This window comes from Ruegeria sp. BF6 (assembly GCF_056538665.1).
The window spans coordinates 89,322-109,182 of sequence record NZ_JBQFTN010000006.1; the positions used below are offsets into that span (position 1 = coordinate 89,322).

General features: G+C 59.9%; 17 protein-coding genes and 3 pseudogenes. 10 read left to right on the top strand and 10 right to left on the bottom strand.

The genetic code is table 11. The features are described from left to right. From fdhF to ACR0IM_RS15160, 3 genes are all read left to right on the top strand, one after another. Window positions 1–2,784 carry a formate dehydrogenase subunit alpha gene (fdhF, locus tag ACR0IM_RS15150; protein ID WP_480682434.1) on the top strand — a complete coding sequence of 928 codons (2,784 nt, stop codon included), beginning with the start codon at window positions 1–3 and terminating at the stop codon, window positions 2,782–2,784. A 113-nt stretch (window positions 2,785–2,897) separates the two neighbouring features. Beyond that, window positions 2,898–3,686 carry a cyclase family protein gene (locus ACR0IM_RS15155; protein ID WP_480682435.1) on the top strand — a complete coding sequence of 263 codons (789 nt, stop codon included), beginning with the start codon at window positions 2,898–2,900 and terminating at the stop codon, window positions 3,684–3,686. Beyond that, window positions 3,679–4,203 carry a thioesterase family protein gene (locus ACR0IM_RS15160; protein ID WP_480642363.1) on the top strand — a complete coding sequence of 175 codons (525 nt, stop codon included), beginning with the start codon at window positions 3,679–3,681 and terminating at the stop codon, window positions 4,201–4,203. The genes ACR0IM_RS15155 and ACR0IM_RS15160 overlap by 8 nt, the downstream gene beginning before the upstream one ends. On the opposite strand, the gene ACR0IM_RS15165 is transcribed toward ACR0IM_RS15160, so the two are convergent. The 4 genes and pseudogenes from ACR0IM_RS15165 to ACR0IM_RS15180 all read right to left on the bottom strand — a co-directional run bounded on the left by ACR0IM_RS15165 (window position 4,197) and on the right by ACR0IM_RS15180 (window position 11,469). Further along, on the bottom strand, window positions 4,197–8,243 hold the full coding sequence (locus ACR0IM_RS15165) for a translocation/assembly module TamB domain-containing protein (RefSeq protein ID WP_480682436.1): 4,047 nt from the start codon (window positions 8,241–8,243) through the stop codon (window positions 4,197–4,199). The genes ACR0IM_RS15160 and ACR0IM_RS15165 overlap by 7 nt on opposite strands. Window positions 8,244–8,275: 32 nt before the next feature. Beyond that, window positions 8,276–10,081: an autotransporter assembly complex protein TamA gene (locus ACR0IM_RS15170; RefSeq protein ID WP_480682437.1), complete on the bottom strand. Its 1,806-nt coding sequence runs from the start codon at window positions 10,079–10,081 to the stop codon at window positions 8,276–8,278. Between the two features lie 144 nt (window positions 10,082–10,225). Next, window positions 10,226–11,057, bottom strand: a pseudogene (locus ACR0IM_RS15175) (urate hydroxylase PuuD); the annotation flags it as partial. Window positions 11,058–11,193: 136 nt separating this feature from the next. Further along, complete coding sequence (locus tag ACR0IM_RS15180) at window positions 11,194–11,469, bottom strand: hydroxyisourate hydrolase (protein ID WP_480682438.1); 276 nt, start codon at window positions 11,467–11,469, stop codon at window positions 11,194–11,196. Window positions 11,470–11,716: 247 nt separating this feature from the next. Here ACR0IM_RS15180 and ACR0IM_RS15185 point away from each other — a divergent pair, with 247 nt between their 5' ends. Both ACR0IM_RS15185 and uraD read left to right on the top strand, forming a co-directional pair. After that, window positions 11,717–11,857 (top strand): hypothetical protein, encoded by a 141-nt coding sequence (locus ACR0IM_RS15185; RefSeq protein WP_480642358.1) that lies wholly within the window; start codon window positions 11,717–11,719, stop codon window positions 11,855–11,857. Between the two features lie 162 nt (window positions 11,858–12,019). Then, window positions 12,020–12,693: pseudogene (uraD, locus tag ACR0IM_RS15190) on the top strand (2-oxo-4-hydroxy-4-carboxy-5-ureidoimidazoline decarboxylase); the annotation flags it as partial. On the opposite strand, the gene ACR0IM_RS15195 reads toward uraD, so the two are convergent. Further along, entirely contained in the window at window positions 12,642–12,812 is a 171-nt protein-coding gene (locus tag ACR0IM_RS15195) for a hypothetical protein (protein WP_480682467.1), read from the bottom strand. The pseudogene uraD and the gene ACR0IM_RS15195 sit on opposite strands and share 52 nt — an antisense overlap. On the opposite strand from ACR0IM_RS15195, the gene ACR0IM_RS15200 reads away from it, so the two are divergent. After that, on the top strand, window positions 12,750–12,968 hold the full coding sequence (locus tag ACR0IM_RS15200; RefSeq protein WP_480682466.1) for a hypothetical protein: 219 nt from the start codon (window positions 12,750–12,752) through the stop codon (window positions 12,966–12,968). The genes ACR0IM_RS15195 and ACR0IM_RS15200 overlap by 63 nt on opposite strands. Here ACR0IM_RS15200 and ACR0IM_RS15205 read toward each other — a convergent pair. The 3 genes and pseudogenes from ACR0IM_RS15205 to allE all read right to left on the bottom strand — a co-directional run. Further along, window positions 12,881–13,867 carry a type I glyceraldehyde-3-phosphate dehydrogenase gene (locus tag ACR0IM_RS15205; RefSeq protein ID WP_480682439.1) on the bottom strand — a complete coding sequence of 329 codons (987 nt, stop codon included), beginning with the start codon at window positions 13,865–13,867 and terminating at the stop codon, window positions 12,881–12,883. The genes ACR0IM_RS15200 and ACR0IM_RS15205 overlap by 88 nt on opposite strands. 53 nt (window positions 13,868–13,920) lie before the next feature. Continuing rightward, a complete protein-coding gene (locus ACR0IM_RS15210) occupies window positions 13,921–14,244 on the bottom strand; it encodes a hypothetical protein (RefSeq protein ID WP_480682440.1) in 324 nt (107 codons plus the stop codon). 125 nt (window positions 14,245–14,369) lie between these two features. Continuing rightward, window positions 14,370–15,013: pseudogene (allE, locus tag ACR0IM_RS15215) on the bottom strand ((S)-ureidoglycine aminohydrolase); the annotation flags it as partial. Window positions 15,014–15,117: 104 nt separating this feature from the next. On the opposite strand from allE, the gene ACR0IM_RS15220 reads away from it, so the two are divergent. Further along, complete coding sequence (locus ACR0IM_RS15220; protein WP_480682441.1) at window positions 15,118–15,474, top strand: hypothetical protein; 357 nt, start codon at window positions 15,118–15,120, stop codon at window positions 15,472–15,474. Window positions 15,475–15,481: 7 nt separating this feature from the next. On the opposite strand, the gene ACR0IM_RS15225 is transcribed toward ACR0IM_RS15220, so the two are convergent. Next, the gene (locus ACR0IM_RS15225; RefSeq protein ID WP_480682442.1) at window positions 15,482–16,417 is read right to left on the bottom strand and encodes a 2-hydroxyacid dehydrogenase; all 936 of its coding nucleotides are present in this window, start codon (window positions 16,415–16,417) and stop codon (window positions 15,482–15,484) included. A 138-nt stretch (window positions 16,418–16,555) separates the two neighbouring features. Between ACR0IM_RS15225 and ACR0IM_RS15230 the strand changes: the two genes are divergently transcribed. From ACR0IM_RS15230 to ACR0IM_RS15240, 3 genes are read left to right on the top strand one after another with little or no spacing between them, the layout of a single operon-like run. Further along, window positions 16,556–17,362 (top strand): thioesterase family protein, encoded by an 807-nt coding sequence (locus tag ACR0IM_RS15230; RefSeq protein ID WP_480593666.1) that lies wholly within the window; start codon window positions 16,556–16,558, stop codon window positions 17,360–17,362. Window positions 17,363–17,390: 28 nt separating this feature from the next. Further along, window positions 17,391–18,083 carry a DUF1007 family protein gene (locus ACR0IM_RS15235; protein WP_480682443.1) on the top strand — a complete coding sequence of 231 codons (693 nt, stop codon included), beginning with the start codon at window positions 17,391–17,393 and terminating at the stop codon, window positions 18,081–18,083. Continuing rightward, window positions 18,068–19,003 carry a nickel/cobalt transporter gene (locus ACR0IM_RS15240; RefSeq protein ID WP_480682444.1) on the top strand — a complete coding sequence of 312 codons (936 nt, stop codon included), beginning with the start codon at window positions 18,068–18,070 and terminating at the stop codon, window positions 19,001–19,003. The genes ACR0IM_RS15235 and ACR0IM_RS15240 overlap by 16 nt, the downstream gene beginning before the upstream one ends. Here the strand turns inward: ACR0IM_RS15240 and truA are convergent. After that, a complete protein-coding gene (truA, locus tag ACR0IM_RS15245) occupies window positions 19,000–19,767 on the bottom strand; it encodes a tRNA pseudouridine(38-40) synthase TruA (RefSeq protein ID WP_480682445.1) in 768 nt (255 codons plus the stop codon). The two genes, ACR0IM_RS15240 and truA, sit on opposite strands and share 4 nt — an antisense overlap. Between the last annotated feature and the right edge of the window lie 94 nt (window positions 19,768–19,861).

Genomic DNA, 19,861 nt, shown 5'->3' on the forward strand with positions numbered 1-19,861 from the left:
ATGCTTGATGCAAGCCCAAACAAGACCGTCACCTTCAACCTGAACGGCGAAGATGTCACTGTGCCCGAAGGCTGGACCATCTGGGAAGCCGCAAAGGGGCAGGGGTTCACCATCCCGCACCTGTGCCACAAGCCACAGCCGGGTTACCGTCCGGACGGAAACTGCCGCGCCTGTATGGTCGAGGTGGAAGGCGAACGCACTCTGGTCGCCTCGTGCATCCGTCCGGCGGCTGACGGGATGGTGGTCAAAACCGACAGCGACCGGGCCGAGAAATCGCGCGCGATGGTCATGGAGCTGCTGGTCGCTGACCAGCCCGAGGAGGCGCACGACAAGTCCAGCCATTTCTGGGATATGGCCAAGCTGAACGATGTCAGCGACAGCCGTTTCCCGGCGAAAGAGGCCGAGAAAATCCCTCTGCTGGATGACAGCCACGTTGCGATGCGCGTCAACCTCGATGCCTGCATCAACTGCAACCTTTGCGTCCGGGCGTGCCGCGAAGTGCAGGTGAACGACGTGATTGGCATGGCCGGTCGTGGCCACACCGCGCAGGTGGTGTTCGACCAGAACGACCCGATGGGCGATTCAACCTGTGTGGCCTGTGGCGAATGCGTTCAGGCCTGCCCGACGGGAGCCTTGATGCCCGCCACCGTTCTGGACGACCAACAGAAGGGTGACAGCAAGGACTACGATTCTGAGACCGAAAGCGTCTGCCCGTTCTGCGGCGTGGGCTGTAAGGTCTCGCTGAAGGTCAAGGACGGCAAGGTCAGATATGTCGAGGGCATCAACGGCCCGGCAAACGAAGGCCGTCTGTGCGTCAAAGGCCGCTTCGGGTTCGATTACATCCACCACCCGCACCGTCTGACCAAGCCGCTGATCCGGCGTGAGGATGCGCCCGAGAAAGGTTTGAACGTCGATCCGGGCAACCTGTCGACCCATTTCCGCGAAGCGACATGGGAAGAAGCAATGGATCTGGCGGCCACCAAGCTGAAGGCCCTGCGCGACCAAGACCCGCGCAGCGTAGCAGGCTTCGGTTCGGCCAAATGCACCAACGAAGAAGCCTACCTGTTCCAGAAGTTCATCCGTCAGGGTTTCAAGCACAACAACGTCGACCACTGCACCCGCTTGTGCCACGCGTCGTCCGTGGCGGCACTGATCGAGAACGTCGGTTCCGGCGCCGTGACCGCGACCTTCAATGAGGTCGAGAACTCGGATGTGGTTATCATTATCGGTGCCAACCCGATCGAGAACCACCCTGTCGCGGCGACTTACTTCAAGCAGTTCGCCAAGCGCGGCGGCAAGCTGATCGTGATGGACCCGCGCGGCGTCGGCATGCGCAAGTTCGCCGATGAAATGCTGCAGTTCCGTCCGGGGGCTGATGTCTCGATGCTCAATGCGATCATGAATGTGATCGTCGAAGAAGAGCTGTATGACAGCCAGTACATCCACCGCTGGACCGAGAACTGGGAGGCAGAGAAAGAGCACCTGCGCCAGTTCACGCCTGAGGCGATGGCGCCGATCTGTGGCATCGAGCCGGATCAGCTGCGCCGCGTGGCACGCACCTTTGCACAGGCCAAGGCTGGTTTGATCTTCTGGGGTATGGGCGTCAGCCAGCACATCCACGGCACCGACAACTCGCGCTGTCTGATCAGCCTTGCGCTGATGACCGGCAACGTTGGTAAACCCGGCGCGGGCCTGCACCCGCTGCGTGGTCAGAACAACGTGCAGGGCGCATCCGATGCGGGCCTGATCCCGATGTTCCTGCCCGACTACCAGACCGTGACTGACGATGGCATTCGCGCCAAGTTCAACAATGTCTGGAATTCGGACGACTTCTCGAACGAGAAAGGTCTGACCGTCACCGAGATCATCGACCAGGCCTATGCTGGCAACATCAAGGGCATGTACATCATGGGTGAAAACCCGGCCATGTCCGACCCCGATGTGAACCACGCCCGAGAGGCGCTGGCCAAGCTGGACCTGATGATCGTGCAGGACATCTTCCTGACCGAGACGGCGAACTATGCCGACATCATACTGCCAGCCTCGGCGCTCTATGAGAAGAACGGCACGGTGTCGAACACCAACCGTCAGGTACAGCGTGTGCGTCCGGCCGTGACCCCTCCGGGTGCGGCGCGCGAAGACTGGAAAATCACGGTCGAACTGGCGCAGCGGATCGGTCTGAACTGGGATTACACCGATGTGTCTCAGGTCTTTGCCGAGATGAAGTTGACGATGAACTCGCTCAACAACATCACATGGGAGCGTCTGGAGACCGAGACTATCACCTATCCGTCGCTGTCCGAGACAGACCCGGGGCAGGCGATCGTGTTCGGTGACGGCTTCCCGCGTGCGGAAGGCCGGGCCCGGTTTACCCCGGCCAGCGTCATCCCGCCGGATGAAGCACCGGATGACGAATACCCGATGATCGCCACCACCGGCCGTCAATTGGAACACTGGCATACCGGTTCGATGACCCGCCGGTCGAACGTTCTGGACGCGGTGGAGCCCGAGGCGAACTGCTCGCTGAACCCGCGTACGCTTAAGCTGATGGGGATCGAACCGGGTGAGATGATCCGTCTGACCACCCGTCGCGGCTCGATTGAGATCATGGCGCGGGCCGACCGGGCGATTGCCGAGGATATGGTGTTCATCCCGTTCGCCTATGTCGAGGCGGCGGCGAATATCCTGACCAACTCGGCCATCGATCCCTATGGGAAAATCCCCGAGTTCAAGTTCTCGGCGATCCGGGTCGAAAAGATCGAAGACACCGTCGCGGCGGAATAAGACCGACACTCACAAATCCAGGAAAGGCGGCCCCAAGGGTCGCCTTTTTTTCTTTCCTTGACAGAGTGTTGCTTGCGGCCAAACCTGTCATCACCTTGGTGATGGAGGAGCATATGGCCCGCCGTTTTGTCGATCTGTCGGTTCCGCTGGAAACCGGGATCGTGTCCGACCCGCCGATCATGTTGCCCGGAATCGAGTATCTGACGCATGACCAAACCGCTGAGCAGGTGATGGAATTCTTTCCCGGCCTTCAGAAAGACGACCTTCCAGGCGGCGAGGGTTGGGCCATCGAACGGCTGCAGATCGCCACCCATAACGGCACCCATCTGGACGCGCCCTATCACCATCATTCGACCATGAATAATGGCGAACGGGCGATTACCATCGACGAGGTGCCGCTGGAATGGTGCATGAATCCCGGCGTGAAACTGGATTTCCGGCATTTCGACGATGGCTATGTCGCGACTGCTGCCGATGTAGAAGCCGAGTTGAAACGGATCGGCCATGACCTGCAGCCGCTGGACATCGTGATCGTCAATACTTCGGCGGGCACGCAGTACGGCCAGCCGGACTATCTGATGAAAGGTTGCGGTATGGGACGCGAGGCGACCTTGTACCTGACAGAACGCGGTGTACGCGTGACCGGCACAGACGCCTGGAGCTGGGACGCACCCTTTCCCCTGACTGCACAGGAATACGCTGAAACCAAGGATGCCTCGATCATCTGGGAGGGGCATCGCGCCTCGATAGAGATCGGCTATTGCCATATCGAAAAGCTGACCAACCTCGAAGGTCTGCCACCCACCGGGTTCGAAATCTCGTGCTTTCCGTTCAAGATAAAAGGCGCCTCGGCAGGCTTTGTGCGGGCTGTCGCGATCTTTGAGGAGGTTGGTGATGAATAAACCTCTCAGCGGACATGATGGGCCTTATGATGCGCCGGTCGAAATCTGCGGGTTCTCGGTGTTGCCAGAATGGGTCGATTACAATGGTCACATGAACGTGGGTTTCTATGGCGTGGCCTTCGACATGGCGCTGGAAAAGCTGATGGTCGATCACCTCGGGCTGGGTGAGGTGCAGGTCAAGGCGCTGGGGCAGGGGCCGTACGTCCTACAATCCCACATGAATTTCCTGCGCGAGGTTCAGCCAGACGAGCCGTTCTATTACCGCTTTCGTATGCTGGATTCAGACCAGAAACGTGGCCACTACTTTGCGCAAATGCTGTCGGGAAAAGACGACGTCATCTGCGCCACGCAGGAAGCGCTGTTCATGAATGTCAGTCACACCAGTGGGCGGTCAGAACCTTACCCGGATTGGGCAGCGGCCCGGCTGGCCCGCATGGTCCGCGATCACGCCGGGCTGGAGGCCGCGCCGCAGGTCGGGCAGGCGATTGGCATCCGGCGGAAACAACGCCTTCAGTAATCCCGTTCGAAGAACAGGCCCAGACCGGTTTCGCCACGCCCGTCAACAGTGCCGCGCACAGTGAAACTGTCGGTGACGTCGAGGTTCAGGTTCACCTCGGTGTCGCCCTGGGTGTTGACGGTGAAATCGGTGTAGAGGTTGTCGCTCAGATAGGCTCCGGCCCCCAGACGACCGGCGCCGCCCTCGGTTGCCCCGATATCCACCGTGTCCACACCAGTCGAGTCTCGTAGCCCCTTGGTCGCGTCACCCCCCGCACCGCTGAGCTGCGCCAGGGACGCCGCCATCTGGGCAATGATAAAGGGTGACAGTTCCGAGAAACGATTGCCGAACAACAGCATGGCCAGTGCTTCTTCTGCCGGGCGTTCGGGGTCGGAATAGACGTCAACCTCGGGCGCATCCAGCGGGCCGGCGATTTCGATCGTGGCGGTGCCCTCAGAGGTGCTGGTTGACGAGGCGAACTCGATATACGGTGTCAGGTCCCCCTGCAGGGTCACGATGCCTTTGGTCAGGGCCAGTCTGCGGCCCAGAATGTCAAAATTTCCCCGGATCAGTTCGATCTGGCCGGAGGGTACAACCGACGCTGTCGTGCCACCAATGAACAGGTTTCCACCCAGTTCGGCATTAACGCCGCGACCGCGCACGAAAACTGCCTTGGGCGCCCGAAGGGTGACGCCCAGCGCAATACGGGAATCGCTTTTGGTCGCACCTTCCTCAACGACCAGCCGTGCCCGTTCGCGCGTGATATAGCCAGCCCGGCTTTCGTTGATGTGTTCGATCTCGGGGATCGGTGCAGCGCCCACAGCCCCTGCCGCGGCGGCGAGGTTGATGTTGGTCTCTTCAAACGTGATTTGCCCGGAAATGGTGCTGTTACCCGCCAGGGCCCCGGTCATGGCAATCTCGCCGTTCAGTGTGGTTTCATAGAGAAGCATGTCGGTCAGTACGAGCTGGTTGAGTTTGGTGACGATGTTGGCATTAAACGGCGGCGTCAGGTCCAGCGGACCCGAGATGGTAAAGTTGCCCCCGGCCCGCATTCCGCCGTTCAACGAAATCGTAGCCCGGCTTTGCGCCAATTCGACTGAACCGCTAATCCCGGTGACCGTCTGCCCGATATCGGGAATTGCGAGCGACGTCCCCGAGGTGGTGATGGAACCGCTGAGTGCGTTCAGTGAGGGCTTGCCTTTCAGGCGCAGATTGTGCCGTGCCGTTCCGTCGATTTTGTTGGGTGAGATGAACAGGTTAGCGACGCCAAGATTAATGCCACCCTGCGCTTGCAGGTCAGCCTCCCCAGAGGTCTCATCAAAGGTGCCTTTGACTGTGCTGCTGATCTCGGCGGGGCCATTGGCCGAGCCATCGATGGTCCAGACACCGTTCTTGCGTTTGGCATTGCCGGTTGCCGCGACAGTGCCGGGGAATTCGGGCGCGAAACGTTCGATCTTGTTCAGCTTGGCGTCGAAATCCAAATCTGCAGTACCATCCGTGTCCACCGTTCCGGTCAGTGCTGCGTAAGAACTGTCCGGTCCGCTCAGCCGCGTGGTGCCCTCAATACCCGATCTGGTTGGGGCGACATTTCCGTCCAGGGTCAGCGGTCCGGACATCGTGGTGAGGATACGGGAAAGATCATCAAGCTGAGCACTGAAATCCAGCCCGCCGGCGTCACGGTCCAGCTTGCCTGATGCGCTGGCGGACAAGGCTGTGCCCTGCAGGCGGAAAGTGCGGATATCCACCCCTTCCTCACCCTTTACTGCATCGACGGTCAGAGTCGTGCGGCCCTGAACCAGCTTGTCGACTATCTCGATACCGGTCTGAATATCGTCTGCATTCACGTCGCCCTGAATGTCGAAAACCTTGTTGGCGAGGGCCGCGCTGCCCTGAAGATTTGCCGAGATTGATCCGGCCAGGTCGCGATTGGCCAGCCCCGAGAACAGCGACAGATCTGGCGCATTCACCTGCGCCTTGCCATCCACCGCCAGATTGCCGGTGGGGTCATCAACGGTTGCTGCAACCTGCGCCGTCAGGGCGTTGCCGTCGACCGTGGCCTGCCGGATTTCGATCTGATCTGCCGTGCGCGCGCCATCCCAAGTGATCGTGGTTTTGCCGGACAGCAGAGGATCAATATCGGACATCCCGGTCTTGATATCCTGTCCGGTCACGCTGGCGGTGCCGTCGAATTCCAGCGTCTGCACCGTGCCAATGCCGTCCAGTTTCGCCTGCAGGGCACCGCCCAGTTCGCGTTTGGCCAGCCCGGAGAAGACCGACAGATCCGACGCATTCACGCTGGCTTGTCCGTCGATGGTCAGATTGCCGTCGGGCGTAGTGACCTCACCGCTGGCCTGCGCTTGCGCGGCTTCGCTGTTCAGGTCGAACTCGCGGATGGTGATGCCGTCGCTGCCACGGCTGCCATCCAGTGTGATCGTGGTCTCGCCTTTGATGACGGGGTCGATATCGTCGCGCCCGGTGACCAGATCGCGTCCCTCGACCACCACTTTGCCGTCAAAGCTCCGTTCCAACGGAGAGCCCTTGCCCGTAACCCTGACCGAAGCAGTTCCACCCAGATCAAGCTGCGCGAGATCCGAAAACCGCGAAAGGTCAGATGCGTCGAGCGCGGCTGACCCATCTACCGTCAACCCGCTGGTAAGCCCGTCGATCAACGCGTCCAGCGCCAACGAGTAATCGGTTCCCACCAACTCGAAACCCGACAGATTCAGAGACTGATCGCTGCCGTAGTCGAATTGGCCGTCCAGCGTGATGCGCTCGCCCAAAGCGGTATTCAACGCCTGATCGTTCAGGTCGATTCCGTCAACGATAGCCTGCAGATCACCGATGACGGTGAACGCATCGCCCTGTTCCAACGTGCCTTGCGCGGTGATCCGGGCTTTTTCAAGTTTCGCCTGCGGCGATTGAAACGCGTCTGCCGTCAGGCTCAGATCCCACAGGTTACCGTTCTTCTGATCGAACAGGGCAGAAATCTGTGCCGCCTCGATCGAGGTATCCCCGCCCGCAACCGGCAGCACTACGGTATTCCCATCCGGTGGAGTGATCCTGCCCTGCAAGGCTGCAAGCTGCAGACTGCCGCCTTCAGCCAACTGCAGCTCACCTTTCAGGTTTAGCGCCTGGGTGGTCAGTTCCAGATCAGAGACATCCAGCGCGCCTCGGGGTTTGGTCTGGCCGTCCACGAAAAGCCGCGTTCTGGGGCCGAAGAACGGGTCCAGATCTTCGGCCATGAAGGGGGTCAGGTCGCCACCCAGATCGGCGGTAAAGGCTATGCCGTCCGCTGCGCCGGTTTCCGCCGCGCGCAGCTCAACCTGTCCTGTCACCCTTGGCTGCTTGTCGCTGCTCAGGGCAATATCGGCAGTGAAATCGGTCAGGGGGCCCGCGCCCTTGGCCGTAAAGCCGATCGGCGGGCTGTCGGGGATATTCAGCGCGGTCGAAATCAGGCCGCCCTCAGCTTCGTTCACATCCAGATCCAAATTGATTTCACGCGAAGCGTTCTGGAACCCGGCGGTCAGCTTGATTCTGTCGCCGGCGCGGTCCAGTCGGGTGATGTCCAGTTTGGTGTCCAGGGTGCCATCGGCCAGCGACAGGTTGCCGGTCACGGACAATGCGGCAGAAACCCCGATCAAGGGTTTGCCCAGCAACAACTCATCCACCCGAATCTCGCCGATTTCGACAGAGACGGGCAATTCGGGCAGTTGAAAGGGCTTGGTCTCAACCGAGGGGGGCGGGGCCTCTTTGGTCGTCGTGCCGGGCGCACGGGCGATGTCAATTTCCTGCGCTGTCAGGGCATTGACGGAAAACCGCCCCCGGATCAGGGCCAGCCGGTTCCAGTCCAATTCTGCATCCTTGATGGTCAGCCAAACGCCTTCATCGTCCGATACAGTGATCTCCTGGATCGTGGCGCGAGCGCTAAGGGCACCTTGCAGCCCCTTGACGGTGACGTTCTGATCGTCGCCCGATAGCGTGTCCTGCAGGAACCGTTCCAGCATACTGCCTCCGCCCTCATCCTCCTGTGCGATCACAGGAGGGGCAGTCACGATCAGCATCGTGGTCACAAAAGGATATGCGCAGCGCCGTATCAAAATGCCTGTCCGATCCCGATATAGAATTGTAGACCGTCGCCGGTATCGCCCTGTACCGGCAGGGCAAGGTCCAGACGCAGCGGGCCAAACCCGCCCAGATCATAACGGACCCCTAGACCTGCACCCGAGTGGTATTCGGCTCCGCTGCCAATAAAGGATGACGTGTCTACGGTACCAAAATCATAAAACCCAACAAGGGATATTGTGTCTGTGATCTTTCCGCGAACCTCACCGGACAGCCCAAGGAAGGACTTGCCCCCCGCCACGCCGCCGTTGACCGGGATGCCAAGGCTTTCAAAGGGTTGCCCGCGTACGGTTCCCGCACCGCCCGAGAAGAACAGGAAATCCGGCGTCACACCGCTTGCTGAGGGGCCGATCACCGATCCCAGCTGAGCACGGCCCGCGAGAACAAGACGCCCTCCGGTGTTCAGGCTGGTATAGGCGCGCCCGTCAAAGAACAGCCGAATGCCATTCTGTGTGCCGGACAGCCCTGCAAAGGGCATGGCCTGTGCATCCAGATAAAACCCGCGCGTGGCGCTGACCTTGCTGTCGCGCTCATCCCATTCCGAGCGGAACGGGATGATGAAGTACCGAAATTTGCGGCCGCTGCCATAGGCGTCATCCGCATCCGACCACTGGAATCCGGCCGAGGCTTCGGCATAGAGCCGGTCGGAAAAGGTTCGCCGCGCACCATAGGCCAACGAAGCGACCGAGACATTATAGTTCTCGGTGTTGCGCCGCTCCAGCAGGGCGCTCCAGAAGGTGTTGTCATCCGGACCCAGCCGGTCAGGCTGATCCAGACGCAGGCCGATCCGGCCGTCCAGGTCCTCGGACCCGCCGATGTTGCGCAGCGCGGCTTCGAACCGCAGCCGTTCGGCGCGGCGGAACACGTTGCGGTGGGTCCAGGTTGCGGTCACGTCCAGCCCGGCGTTCGAGGCAAGCTCGACCCCGAAGGTCAGGCGGCGTTTGGGCATGTCTTCGAACGTGGCGTCGAAATCCAGCGTGCCGTCGGGGTTGGGGGTTTCGTGCTCCTCGATCGACACGACGCTGAACGTGCCGGTGCGGCGCAACCGTGTGCCGACCCGCTGGATTTTCGCCGGTGAATAGACTTCGCCTGACGGGAACCCGGCGATCTTTTCAATCGACCGGTGCCGAACATCTGTGTCACCCTTGATGATCATCTTGCCAAAGGTCAGACGCGGACCCGGTGCAAGGTCGATCTCGGCGTCCAGCCGTTTCTGCGCATGGCGGGCGATGACCTTTTGGTCTTCGACTTCGGCCTTGGCGTGGCCGGTATCGCGCCACCCCTGCACCCCGGCCGAGGCCGCCTGCTGAATGGCGCCGGTCGTGGCCAGTTTGCCGGGCGCGAATTCTTCGGGCAGGACGGTATCCGGCGCGACGGGTTCAACGATGGCGGTGCCGAACGTGAAGGTTGGACCAGTAGTTACCGTGATAACAGCGCGGTTGATTGCGTTCGGCACGGTAAGCGAGCTCATGTCCGCTGCTTCCTGCCCGTCCAGTTTGATGCTGACGACCGGACTGAAATAGCCTTCGTCGTACAAAATCTGAACGATGGTGCGGTAATCCGACAAAGCGGCGGACAGGATTTCCAGCGGCGTATCCAGGCCTCTGTTTTCAGCGGTTGCAACCGAGGACGTTTCTTCAATGCGTTCAATCAACGCCTTCGGGGCTCCGGGTACCGAGAGCGTCGTTTCAAGCGCGACCAGTGACGAGGGAAAAGCGGCGGCAGCCATGCCAAGAAGACAGTAGTTCACAAAGGCCCGTGGCCTGCTTACCCGCATCGAATGGCTCCAACTGCCCCAAGTCGAAATCAGTTTCACCGTTTTATGAAACGCAACGGCTCATTGCATTCATGTTAGAGCATCAGTTTCTATGCAGGGAAAGAGATTATCGTAAACAAAGCTGAATTTAGGGGCCTGTTGTGGTCAAGACCCGGCATTTTGGAGCAAGAGAATGATTGCGGCGCGATCTTCGGGCTCCACGTCGACCACATCGGCGGTCGGCACAGCGTGGGTGACACCTACCTGCAGTTAATTTGTCTGGCATTTCGGAAAATGGTGCCTGCGGTTCCCAGCAAGACACCTTTTGGAGTCCACTAAATGCCCTTCGACACCGGTTTGAAGGCGATGAACAAAATGGTGGTGACGGCCCAGATCCAGGTCGGGTCCCCTGCGCAGGCAGGGCGCGTGTTGAAGTAATGCCGGATGGTGACGCCCATCAGGAAACCAGCGTGGCGATGATCCAGCTGTTTTCGGTCGCAAACGCCAGCGGGTGGTGCATTTGGAACACGACCGGCAGCATCAGGTAATTGTCGTGGGGCGAGCGCAGATTGGCGATCACGATCGTTGCGGTGAACGCCCCCAGATGCAGCATCATAGTGCGGCCGGTGAAGAACTGGTTATGGCTCCAGCCCATCGCCACCTGCAGCTCCATCAGTAGGGTAGGTCGCTTACTCAGCCCTGATCTGCAGGGAAAGTCGTAGATCAGCCAGTCCGCGGTCAGAATAGCTTCTGGGATCACGACGCCTTGGCACAATTCCAGATCGGTTTTTTCAGCATCGATCAGATACAGCTCACCTTCGACACAGTAAACCACCATCAAAAGCACGGCGCCGCTCAGCCCGGTCTCGCAGCTTTCCCGTTTGAACCATGCCAGGTGGTTCGGCATCTTCTCAGGCGCGACCAGGAATTTCTGGATGCGATAGAATGCACCGCAGAGCACCTGCCGCGCCACGCCTGAAAGGCGTGGCGCTTGGTCCAACGGGAGGTGCTCCGTCAGGGGCAGCCGACGGGCGGGAGCTTTGTGGGTAGCATTCAACTGCCCCGATGGATCGAGTAGCCCGAGGGTAACGGCAACAATGGCACGTGGTAGGGCGCATCCGCGTCAAACATGCCTAAACAGGTCGGCACCTGATCCGGAAGCAGTGGGTCCTCGGTGGCCTGACCTGCGGTGCGCAGATAGTCTCGGCAAAGAAAACAAGCTTAAATGAGCCTGTATTGAAGTCTTTTTGCGGTAGAGCCGGGTTGTTGATCCAGGCGTCGGAATTGGTTTCGGTCTCGGCCAGTTTGCAGCCGGTTTCCTTGGTGACGTCGTTCAGGGCGATCTTCAGCCCTTTCGCCGGGCAATCGCGCGCCGTTTCCAGAACGTGGGTTGCCCGATAGCAAGCCACGGGGTCTTCTTTGATTTGCCTTTAGCTATTTCGCAGTCTGGCGCAAAGTTTGAAACAGCGGAAATGCCGAAAGAACCGGAAACAGCGCTCGGATTAGTCCGACAATCAAAATCGCATTTCCGGGCTATGTCCGAAGAAACGTACAGGAACGGAAGATATTACGTAGCCGCCTCGATACGCTCGTGACTTGACCGGGCATGGAACCAACCCGCCCAACGCCCAGCGGAGCGGGGGCGAGAAGTCGGCCGTGCAAACCGTGCTGAACTACGAAGTGGGCGGCAAACACATTGTCCTGCACCGCGACACGGCGTCCGATGCTCTTCTGTCCGAAGTCGTGGGAGCCGTGACATGGCCCGAGCGGCGGAAATGGAGTAAGGAACCGATTTAAGAATACGGGTCGCGCGCAGGGTTTTGACGTCTGCTACGGTTTATTTAGGGTTTGCGGATCGCGGTTTACGGCGTGGTGACGGCTTTGGTGAGGTCGCCGGATCAAGTGGCGGTGAATAATGCGAGAGGCTGGGATATGGCCAGCCACGGCCTGAAATGGGTCCAGCGCATGGATGTGCCTGAGGCCGAAGAGCACGCGCAGAAAACCGAGGCCTTCCGACTGCATGTCGCAGTTATGGGTGAACGCCCGCGTGATTGGTGTAATGGGTGTTGTTCTAACAATACAATTCGGCTGGTGGCTGAAGAAGGCGGTTTTGACTATGTGGCCGACACGACTGCCGGTGATCTGCCCTACTGGACGCAGACCGACGGGCGGGATCAATTGATTGTGCCGTAAACGCTGGATTGCGGAAAAAGCCTTTGATTTGGAATCTTGACTGGTTCGTGACAATGCGGGTGGCATGCACAATGCACTGTCGCGCGTGTTCCGCTCGGCCTCTGAAGATGAGCGTCTGAGTGTGTTGACCGGGCAACCTGATTTGGCGGACAAGCTGGCTCAGGCCAAGCGGTGGACGCAGGAAAGTTCGTCCGAACAGGCCTCGGCGGGTTGGATGCTTTGACGGATCAGGAGCGCGTCACTATCACGATCTGAAACAGCGCTACACCGTGAAGTTTGGCTTTCCATTCATCATCGTGGTGCACGATCACGACACGGCGTCTTTCTTTCAGGCGCTTCAATAGAGGATCGAGCAGGACCGCGATGCGGAAACCGCCGAGGCTTGCCGTCAGGTTGAACGGATCGCGGATTTTCGTTTGTGGGACGTATTGCTCTCGTGAGCTGCCGGATCGTTGTTGCGCCGCTGATCGCCGAGGTTTTCTCGCCCTTTGGCGATGTGATCGAGATTGCGGGCGAACCGGACAAGATCATAAATCAGGGTCAGTGTGGTCGTTCTCATGATCGCTCTGGGCTGGAATTTCCCGATGGCCGCGCTAGCCAGGTCCGCCCGCTGCGGTATCGCAAGGGTCAGGGTTGCGCCATCAGGCGGGCAACGTCGAGCATGCGTGCAGAAAAGCCCCATTCATTGTCATACCAACCGAATACGCGCACCTGATGGTCACCGATCATTCGCGTTTCGGGGCCGGCGATGACCAGTGATTCCGGTCTGGTCCGCAGGTCTGACGAAACTAGCGGGTGGTCTGTCCAGCCCAGAACGGAAGAGTGTGTGACGCCTTTGCGCAGTTCCGCGTCGAACTCGGTGACCGACATGCCGCGGTCCAAGGTCGCGACCAGATCGACTGCGGACACGCTGGCGGTTGGAACACGCACCGCCGCGCCTGAGATACGGCCTGCGAGGTGGGGCATGACCTCATCGATCAGATGCGTGGCGCTGGTGGTGGTGGGGACCATGGATAACGCCCCCGCCCGTGACCGGGCGAGATCGCCACGTGGCGCATCCACCATGGGCTGGCTGTTGGTGTAGCAGTGGATCGTTGTCATATGGGCCGAGGCGATGCCTCCGATCCCGTCCAGAATCTTGATCAGCGGGGCCAACCCGTTGGTGGTGCAGGACGCGTTCGATACGATCCGGGCGTTGCCCAGGTGATCCTCGTTGGCACCCAGAACGATAGTTACCTCGGTGGCCGGTGAAGGGCCGGAGATCAGCACTTTGCCTGCCCCCGCGGTCAGCCCCTGACTGGCCACGTCCGAGGTACGTGCAACACCGGTGCAATCCATAAGGACGTCGACCCCGGTCAGATCCACACGTGACAAATCCGGGCTGTGGGTGACCGGTATGGAATGGCCGTCGACCACCAAGGCCTCGTCACCGGCCTCGACCGATCCAGGATAAGGGCCGAAGGTGCTGTCGTATTTGAACAGATAGGCACAAGTTTCGAGCGGCGCGATATCGTTGATCAGCACCAGTTCAACATCACTGTCCTGCGGCAAGGCCAGCAGCTGCCGCAGGATCGTGCGGCCGATGCGGCCGAATCCGTTGATCGCAAGTTTCATGCGTAAGCTATGGCAGCGGGTTGCGCTGACCTCAATGCCGTTTCGACCTCAGGTCAGTTGCAGCTGACCTGCGAGAAGAACTGCCCCGAAATGTTCTGATACATGCTGGCCCGGAGCGGCTTGCAGCCGGTCGCCGCCTGGATAGCCGCAATGGCTTGGATGGTGCGCAGGCGCGGCGGCGGACCAAACGGGTTCAGGTTGTTGTTGTCACGGGTTGCGCGATACACGACCGGAGCATCCGAGACTTGCGTAACGGCCCATGTGCGGCTCATGACGAATACCGATTTGGTTTCCTCTTTTGCGGCAACGGGGGTTGCCTCCAGGGCCATCAGGCCAATTACAGCTGCCAGTGCCAGCATCGATCCGCGCAGTACCATTGAACAATCTCCAGTGCTAAAAACCGGTGTTATTTCACCAGATTCAAGCGCTTCTGTGAACCCCCGCACCGGAAAAAGCCAATTTGACGTCAGCGTTTAGGCAACGACAGCGGTATATGGCGTTTCTAATCCTTGTAGAGCAGATAGCGGAATCGCCCCGGCCCGCCCGCATAGCACGCCTGCGGGCAGAAGGCGTGCAGCCACATGTAGTCGTCGGCTTCGACTTCGACCCAATCCTGATTGAGCCGGCGGACCGCTTTGCCTTCAAGCACATAAAAACCATGTTCCATCACGTGTGTATTGGCAAAAGGGAACACGCCACCGGATTCGAAATTGACGGTATCCACATGCATGTCGTGGCGCAGGTCCCGTGAGTCGGCGAAGCGGGTGGTGGACCAGCGGCCCTCGGTGCCAGACACCTCAACAAGGGTCACGTCGCGTTCATTGGTGATGATCGGATCGGGGCGGGCATGCCGTGGATGGTCTCATAGGTTATGCGGACCAAGTGGAAACGGGCGGTTGCTTTGGTGCTGTTGTGCAGGTGCCATACAGAGTCGGCCGGAATACATGCGTATCCGCATATGTCCAGCTGTTGCACCTCGCCGCGCAGTGTCAGCGTCACTTCACTTTCGACTACGAACAGCAAGCCTTGTGCCTGCGGGTCGGCTTCGGGGCGGTCGCTATCGCCGCCGGGCTGCATTTCCACGATGCATTGCGAGAAGATCTCGGAAAACCCGCTGTGGGGGCGGAACGGTAACCAGGGTCGCGAAAGTTTGTTCGGAGTACTTTGAAGGTCGCCTAACGGGGGCTTGGCCCCGGTTCGCTGGCGGTATAATCTTGAATGCAAATCTTTTTCAGCAAGGCGAGGCGATCATGAGAGCCTGGATTTCTTCTACACTGGCGGCGGTTATTGTTCTTGGAGCGGCGGCGGTCGTCCATGCTAAGCCGATTTCACGAATTATTGCCGAAATGGGGCTGACGCCTGCAGACTTCGAAGTCGTGAACTTGACTGCAGATGCGATGCTTGCGGACGGGACACCCCAGGTCGGTGAAGAAAGCACCTGGGTGAATGACGCGTCTGGGTCCAAGGGCACAATCCGTGTCCGCGATGTGCGGGACAACTGCGTTCATCTGCAGCACTTTATTCAGCCCGAAGGATCTGATCAGACCCGAGAGGTCCGGACCCGTCGCTGCCGCGATGCGGGTGGCAACTGGATCCTGACACCCTGATTAAGGTTTAGTAGCCGCGCGCCCTGTCAACCTCGTGCAGCAGGGGTTTTCCCGCGGCCAGCCGCTGAAAGTTCTCGCCTACATCTGACAGTGCCTCGCCCAGGTGCCAGCCTGACACATGCGGTGTGATGGAGACGCCCCGATGCGCCCAGAGAGGGCTGTCCGAGGGCAGCGGTTCATTTGAGGTCACATCCAGAACCGCATGGCCGGGGGTGCCGTTGTCCAGCGCTGCGATCAGCGCAGTTTCGTCGATCAGATCACCCCGACCGGCATTCAGTAACTGGCTGCCCGGTTTCATCGCGGCCAGCATCCCGGCATCGAACAGCCTGACGGTCTGAGGGGTCGAGGGCAGGATCGCGCAGACATGATCGCACTGGCCCAGCAAATCGGGCAGCGCATCATCGCCATGCAGGCACGTCACACCGTCGATCTGTTTGGGGGAACGGCTCCAGCCCATGACTTGAAACCCGACCGCCCGCAGCATCTTGGCGCTGCGCGCGCCGATATGGCCCAGGCCCAGAACACCCACCACAGTATCGGGGGAATAAAGCGGTGCCCTGGGCAGCCATTCCGCGCGGCGCTGGGCAGCCTCGTGAAAGCCCATGTGGCGTTGATGGCGCAAAATGTAAGCCACGAACCATTCGGCGATGCCCTGCGCGGGGGCGTCCGGTTTCAGCCGAGCGACGCGCACATGCTGGGGAAGGTTGGGATTGCTGACGATGGTCTCGACCCCGGCGCCCAGCTTTTGCACCAGTTTAAGGTTCGGCAGGCGATTGGGGTGGTCGTCGCTCAACCCGACGACGGCGATCATGGTGATGTCGGCAGGATCTCCAAGGCTGTCCGGTGTCCGCACATCCGCGTCGGGATGCAGCCGCTTGATATCGCGAGCAATATCGCTGTCGCTGATCCAGTCAGACAACCCGGTTTCGATCAACAACGCCATGCCGCACCTCCCACTGCTTCAATTTGCGTAATGTCCCGTCGCGGAACTGGACATTTTCCCCGCAGCTAAGTCATTCTCTGGCCCAAGGTAAAGCCCGGTTTTAGCGTCGGGTGAACAGAAAAATACTTGAGGTAGCCCATGAGCGGGACATCAGAGCTAAGCCGACAGGCTTATTTTCATCTGCGCGATGACGGTGCATTTGTGGGCTGTGATCCGGCGCGCGGACCATGGTCTGCCGATCACTGCCACGCAGGGCCGGTCAGCGGCCTGATTGTGCGGGCGGCAGAAACCGAGGTTGGCCCCGAGAAGATGCTGACCCGTCTGACCGTCGACCTGCTGCGGCCGCAACCTTTGGCGGGGCTGCGTGTGGCGGCGGAAACCACCCGCCATACCAAGACGCTGGCGACCACGCGGGTCACAGTGCATGATCTGGATGACAGGCTCTGCGCCACCGCGACGACCATGCATCTGGCGCGACGCGATCTGGGACCGGTTCCGAATGTGACGATAGCTCCACCCCGGTTGGAAGACGCGGTGACCGGTCCGTTCCCGATCGGCGAGGTCCGCCATGATCTGCCCGGCTTCGCCAATCACTCTGATGTGTTGTATCCGAAGGACGGCAATCAGGGAGCCGGGCCCAAGACCGTCTGGATGCGTGTACCAGCCCTGTTGGAGGGAGAGGCTCCATCGCCGATACAGGCGCTGTGCCCGCTGGCCGATTGCGGCAATGGTATCTCGTGGAACGCGCCGACAACCGAGATGGGGTTTATGAATACTGATCTGACAGTTCAGATCCATCGAGAACCCGTTTCGGATTGGTTGGCTTCGGAGTCGTTGTGCCACTGGCAACCTTCGGGGATCGGGATGTCTCAATCGGTGCTCTATGACACCGAAGGGCCAGTGGGAACGGCCTTGCAAACGCTGGTCCTGTTTCCGCCGGCCTGATCTTTTGGCCGATTTATGCACGTCATCTGTGAAACGCGTTGCCGGGCGTGGATCGAACCCCTATCTTTCGCCCATGCGCTGTATCGTGACCCTTTTGACCTGTTGCCTGCCGATATCGGCCATGGCGCACCCGCATGTCTACATCGACACCGGGCTTGAGTTCATCGTGGACGACTCCGGCCAGTTGACGCATGTGCGCGTGACCTGGGCCTATGACGAGCTATACTCGCTTTACCAACTTGAACAGTTGAAACTGGATCACGACTTCGATGGCGTCTTGACCGAAGGCGAAGAACAGGTCCTGTCGGGTTTCGACGCGCATTGGATTGAAGGGTACAACGGTGATCTGGTTGTTTTCGCCGATGGCGCTCCGGTGGCGTTGTCCGGCCCGTTGGAGCCTACAGCCACAACTGAGGACGGGCGTATTGTAACAAGCCATTTGCGTGCGGTTGAGGGCGGCGCGGTGTCTGCATCTTCGCTGACGGCGAAAGCCTACGATGAGACATTCTACATCGCATACGACGTGACGCGCCCCGTTACAGTGACAGGGCCCGCATCCTGCCAGATTGATCGGATTGATCCCGATATTGATGGGCAATTGGCGCAGATGCAGGCATTCCTGCTGACGCTCGACGCCGATTATGATCTTGAGGAAAACGATATCCCGATGGTCGGGGAGAGCTTCGCGTCCGAGATTTTCGTTTCATGTCCAAATACCTGATTGTTCCGGTTGCCATCACCATTGCTTTGCTGCTGTGGTTCTGGGGAAGTGGCGGATTTGACAGCCTTGCCGCCTGGGCTGCGGGTGAGCAGCGCGAATTTCAGAATCAGATCGCGCGGGCTTTGCGCGCGGTTCGAACCGAGCAGCCCGAAGCGGTCGCAACACTGCTAACAGTCTGTTTCGCCTATGGCTTTTTTCATGCCATCGGCCCCGGCCACGGTAAGGTTCTGATCGGAGGCTACGGGCTGGGCCGTCGCGTCGCCTTCTGGCGCCTGTCCGCGATCAGCGTGCTGTCAAGTCTGGGGCAGGCGGTGACGGCTGTTGTGCTGGTTTATGCGGGTGTCCTGATTTTTCAGATGTCGCGCGAAAGTCTTGTGGGCACAACCGAGCAAGTCATGGCTCCGATCAGTTATGCCGCTATTGCCGCGATCGGCCTTTGGTTGGTGACCCGTTCCATTCGCAGCTTTGCACGGCGGCATCGAACCGAAACCGCGCATCAGCACCATGATCACCACCATCATGAACACGATCACCATGATCACAATGATGGCGTCTGTTCCGATTGCGGCCACCGACACGGCCCGACGGCCGAGGAAGTCGCTCAGGTTGGCAGCCTTCGCGAAGCCACGCTGCTGATCGCAGGCATTGCCGCGCGGCCCTGCACAGGCGCATTGTTCGTGTTGATCCTGACATGGCAAATGGGCATCGCAATGATCGGCATCGCAGGCGCGTTTGCGATGGCTTTGGGCACGGCAACGGTGACAACTCTGGTTGGTTGGACCTCGTTTGGCCTGCGCGGAGGGTTGTTGGCTTCAGTCTCGGCCACACGGTTTGCTTCGGTGTTGGCCCCGACCATCGAACTGGTGGCGGGACTGACTATCGTGGTGATCGCCAGCGGTCTCTTGATGCGCGCGATCTAGTCGAATACCGGTTCCGGATACTCAACCCGCGCCAGATACAGGCCCTGCGGTGGGCAAACGGGCCCACATGCGGCACGGTCGGTGGCCTCTAGCGCAGCGCGTACATCTTCGGGCGTCCACGCACCTGCGCCGACCCGTTCCAGAGTTCCCACGAAGCTGCGCACCTGATTGTGCAGGAATGACCGTGCGCGGACGTGGAAATGCACCTCGGGGCCGGAAAATCCCTGAACCTTTTCGACCCGCAACTCATCCAGCGTTTTGACCGGGCTGGCGGCCTGACAGATGGAGGAGCGGAAAGTGGTGAAATCATGCCGACCGATCAACGTATCCGCCCCAGCCTGCATGGAGTCGACGTCCAACCGATGATTGATCCGCCAGACCTGTCCGGCGTCATGGGTTGCAGGGGCACGGCGCATCAGGATGCGAAACAGGTATTGTCGCTCCAGCGCTGAAAACCGGGCGTGCCAGTCATCGTCAACCTGTGCGGCTTTGACGATGGCCACCGGCTGCGGCTTGAGGTGATAGTTCAGCGCCTCGGACAGGCGGAACGGGTCCCAGTCCTTGACCAGATCGCAATGGGCGATTTGACCCAGCGCATGAACGCCCGCATCGGTGCGGCCGGCGGCGGCGATGGTATGCTCTCCGGGTTGAATGCGCGACAAGGCCTGTTCGATTGCCCCCTGCACAGACGGCAATTCCTTTTGCCGCTGCCACCCGGCGAACGGTTCCCCCTGGTATTCGACTTTCAGCGCGTATCTGGGCATGGGCCGCTGGTAACCTGCCGCGAGAAAAGGGGCAAGGGTGGGAAAGCTCTGGCAAGTGCGGCGACCTCTACCTATCTTGAGCGAAACGAAAAAA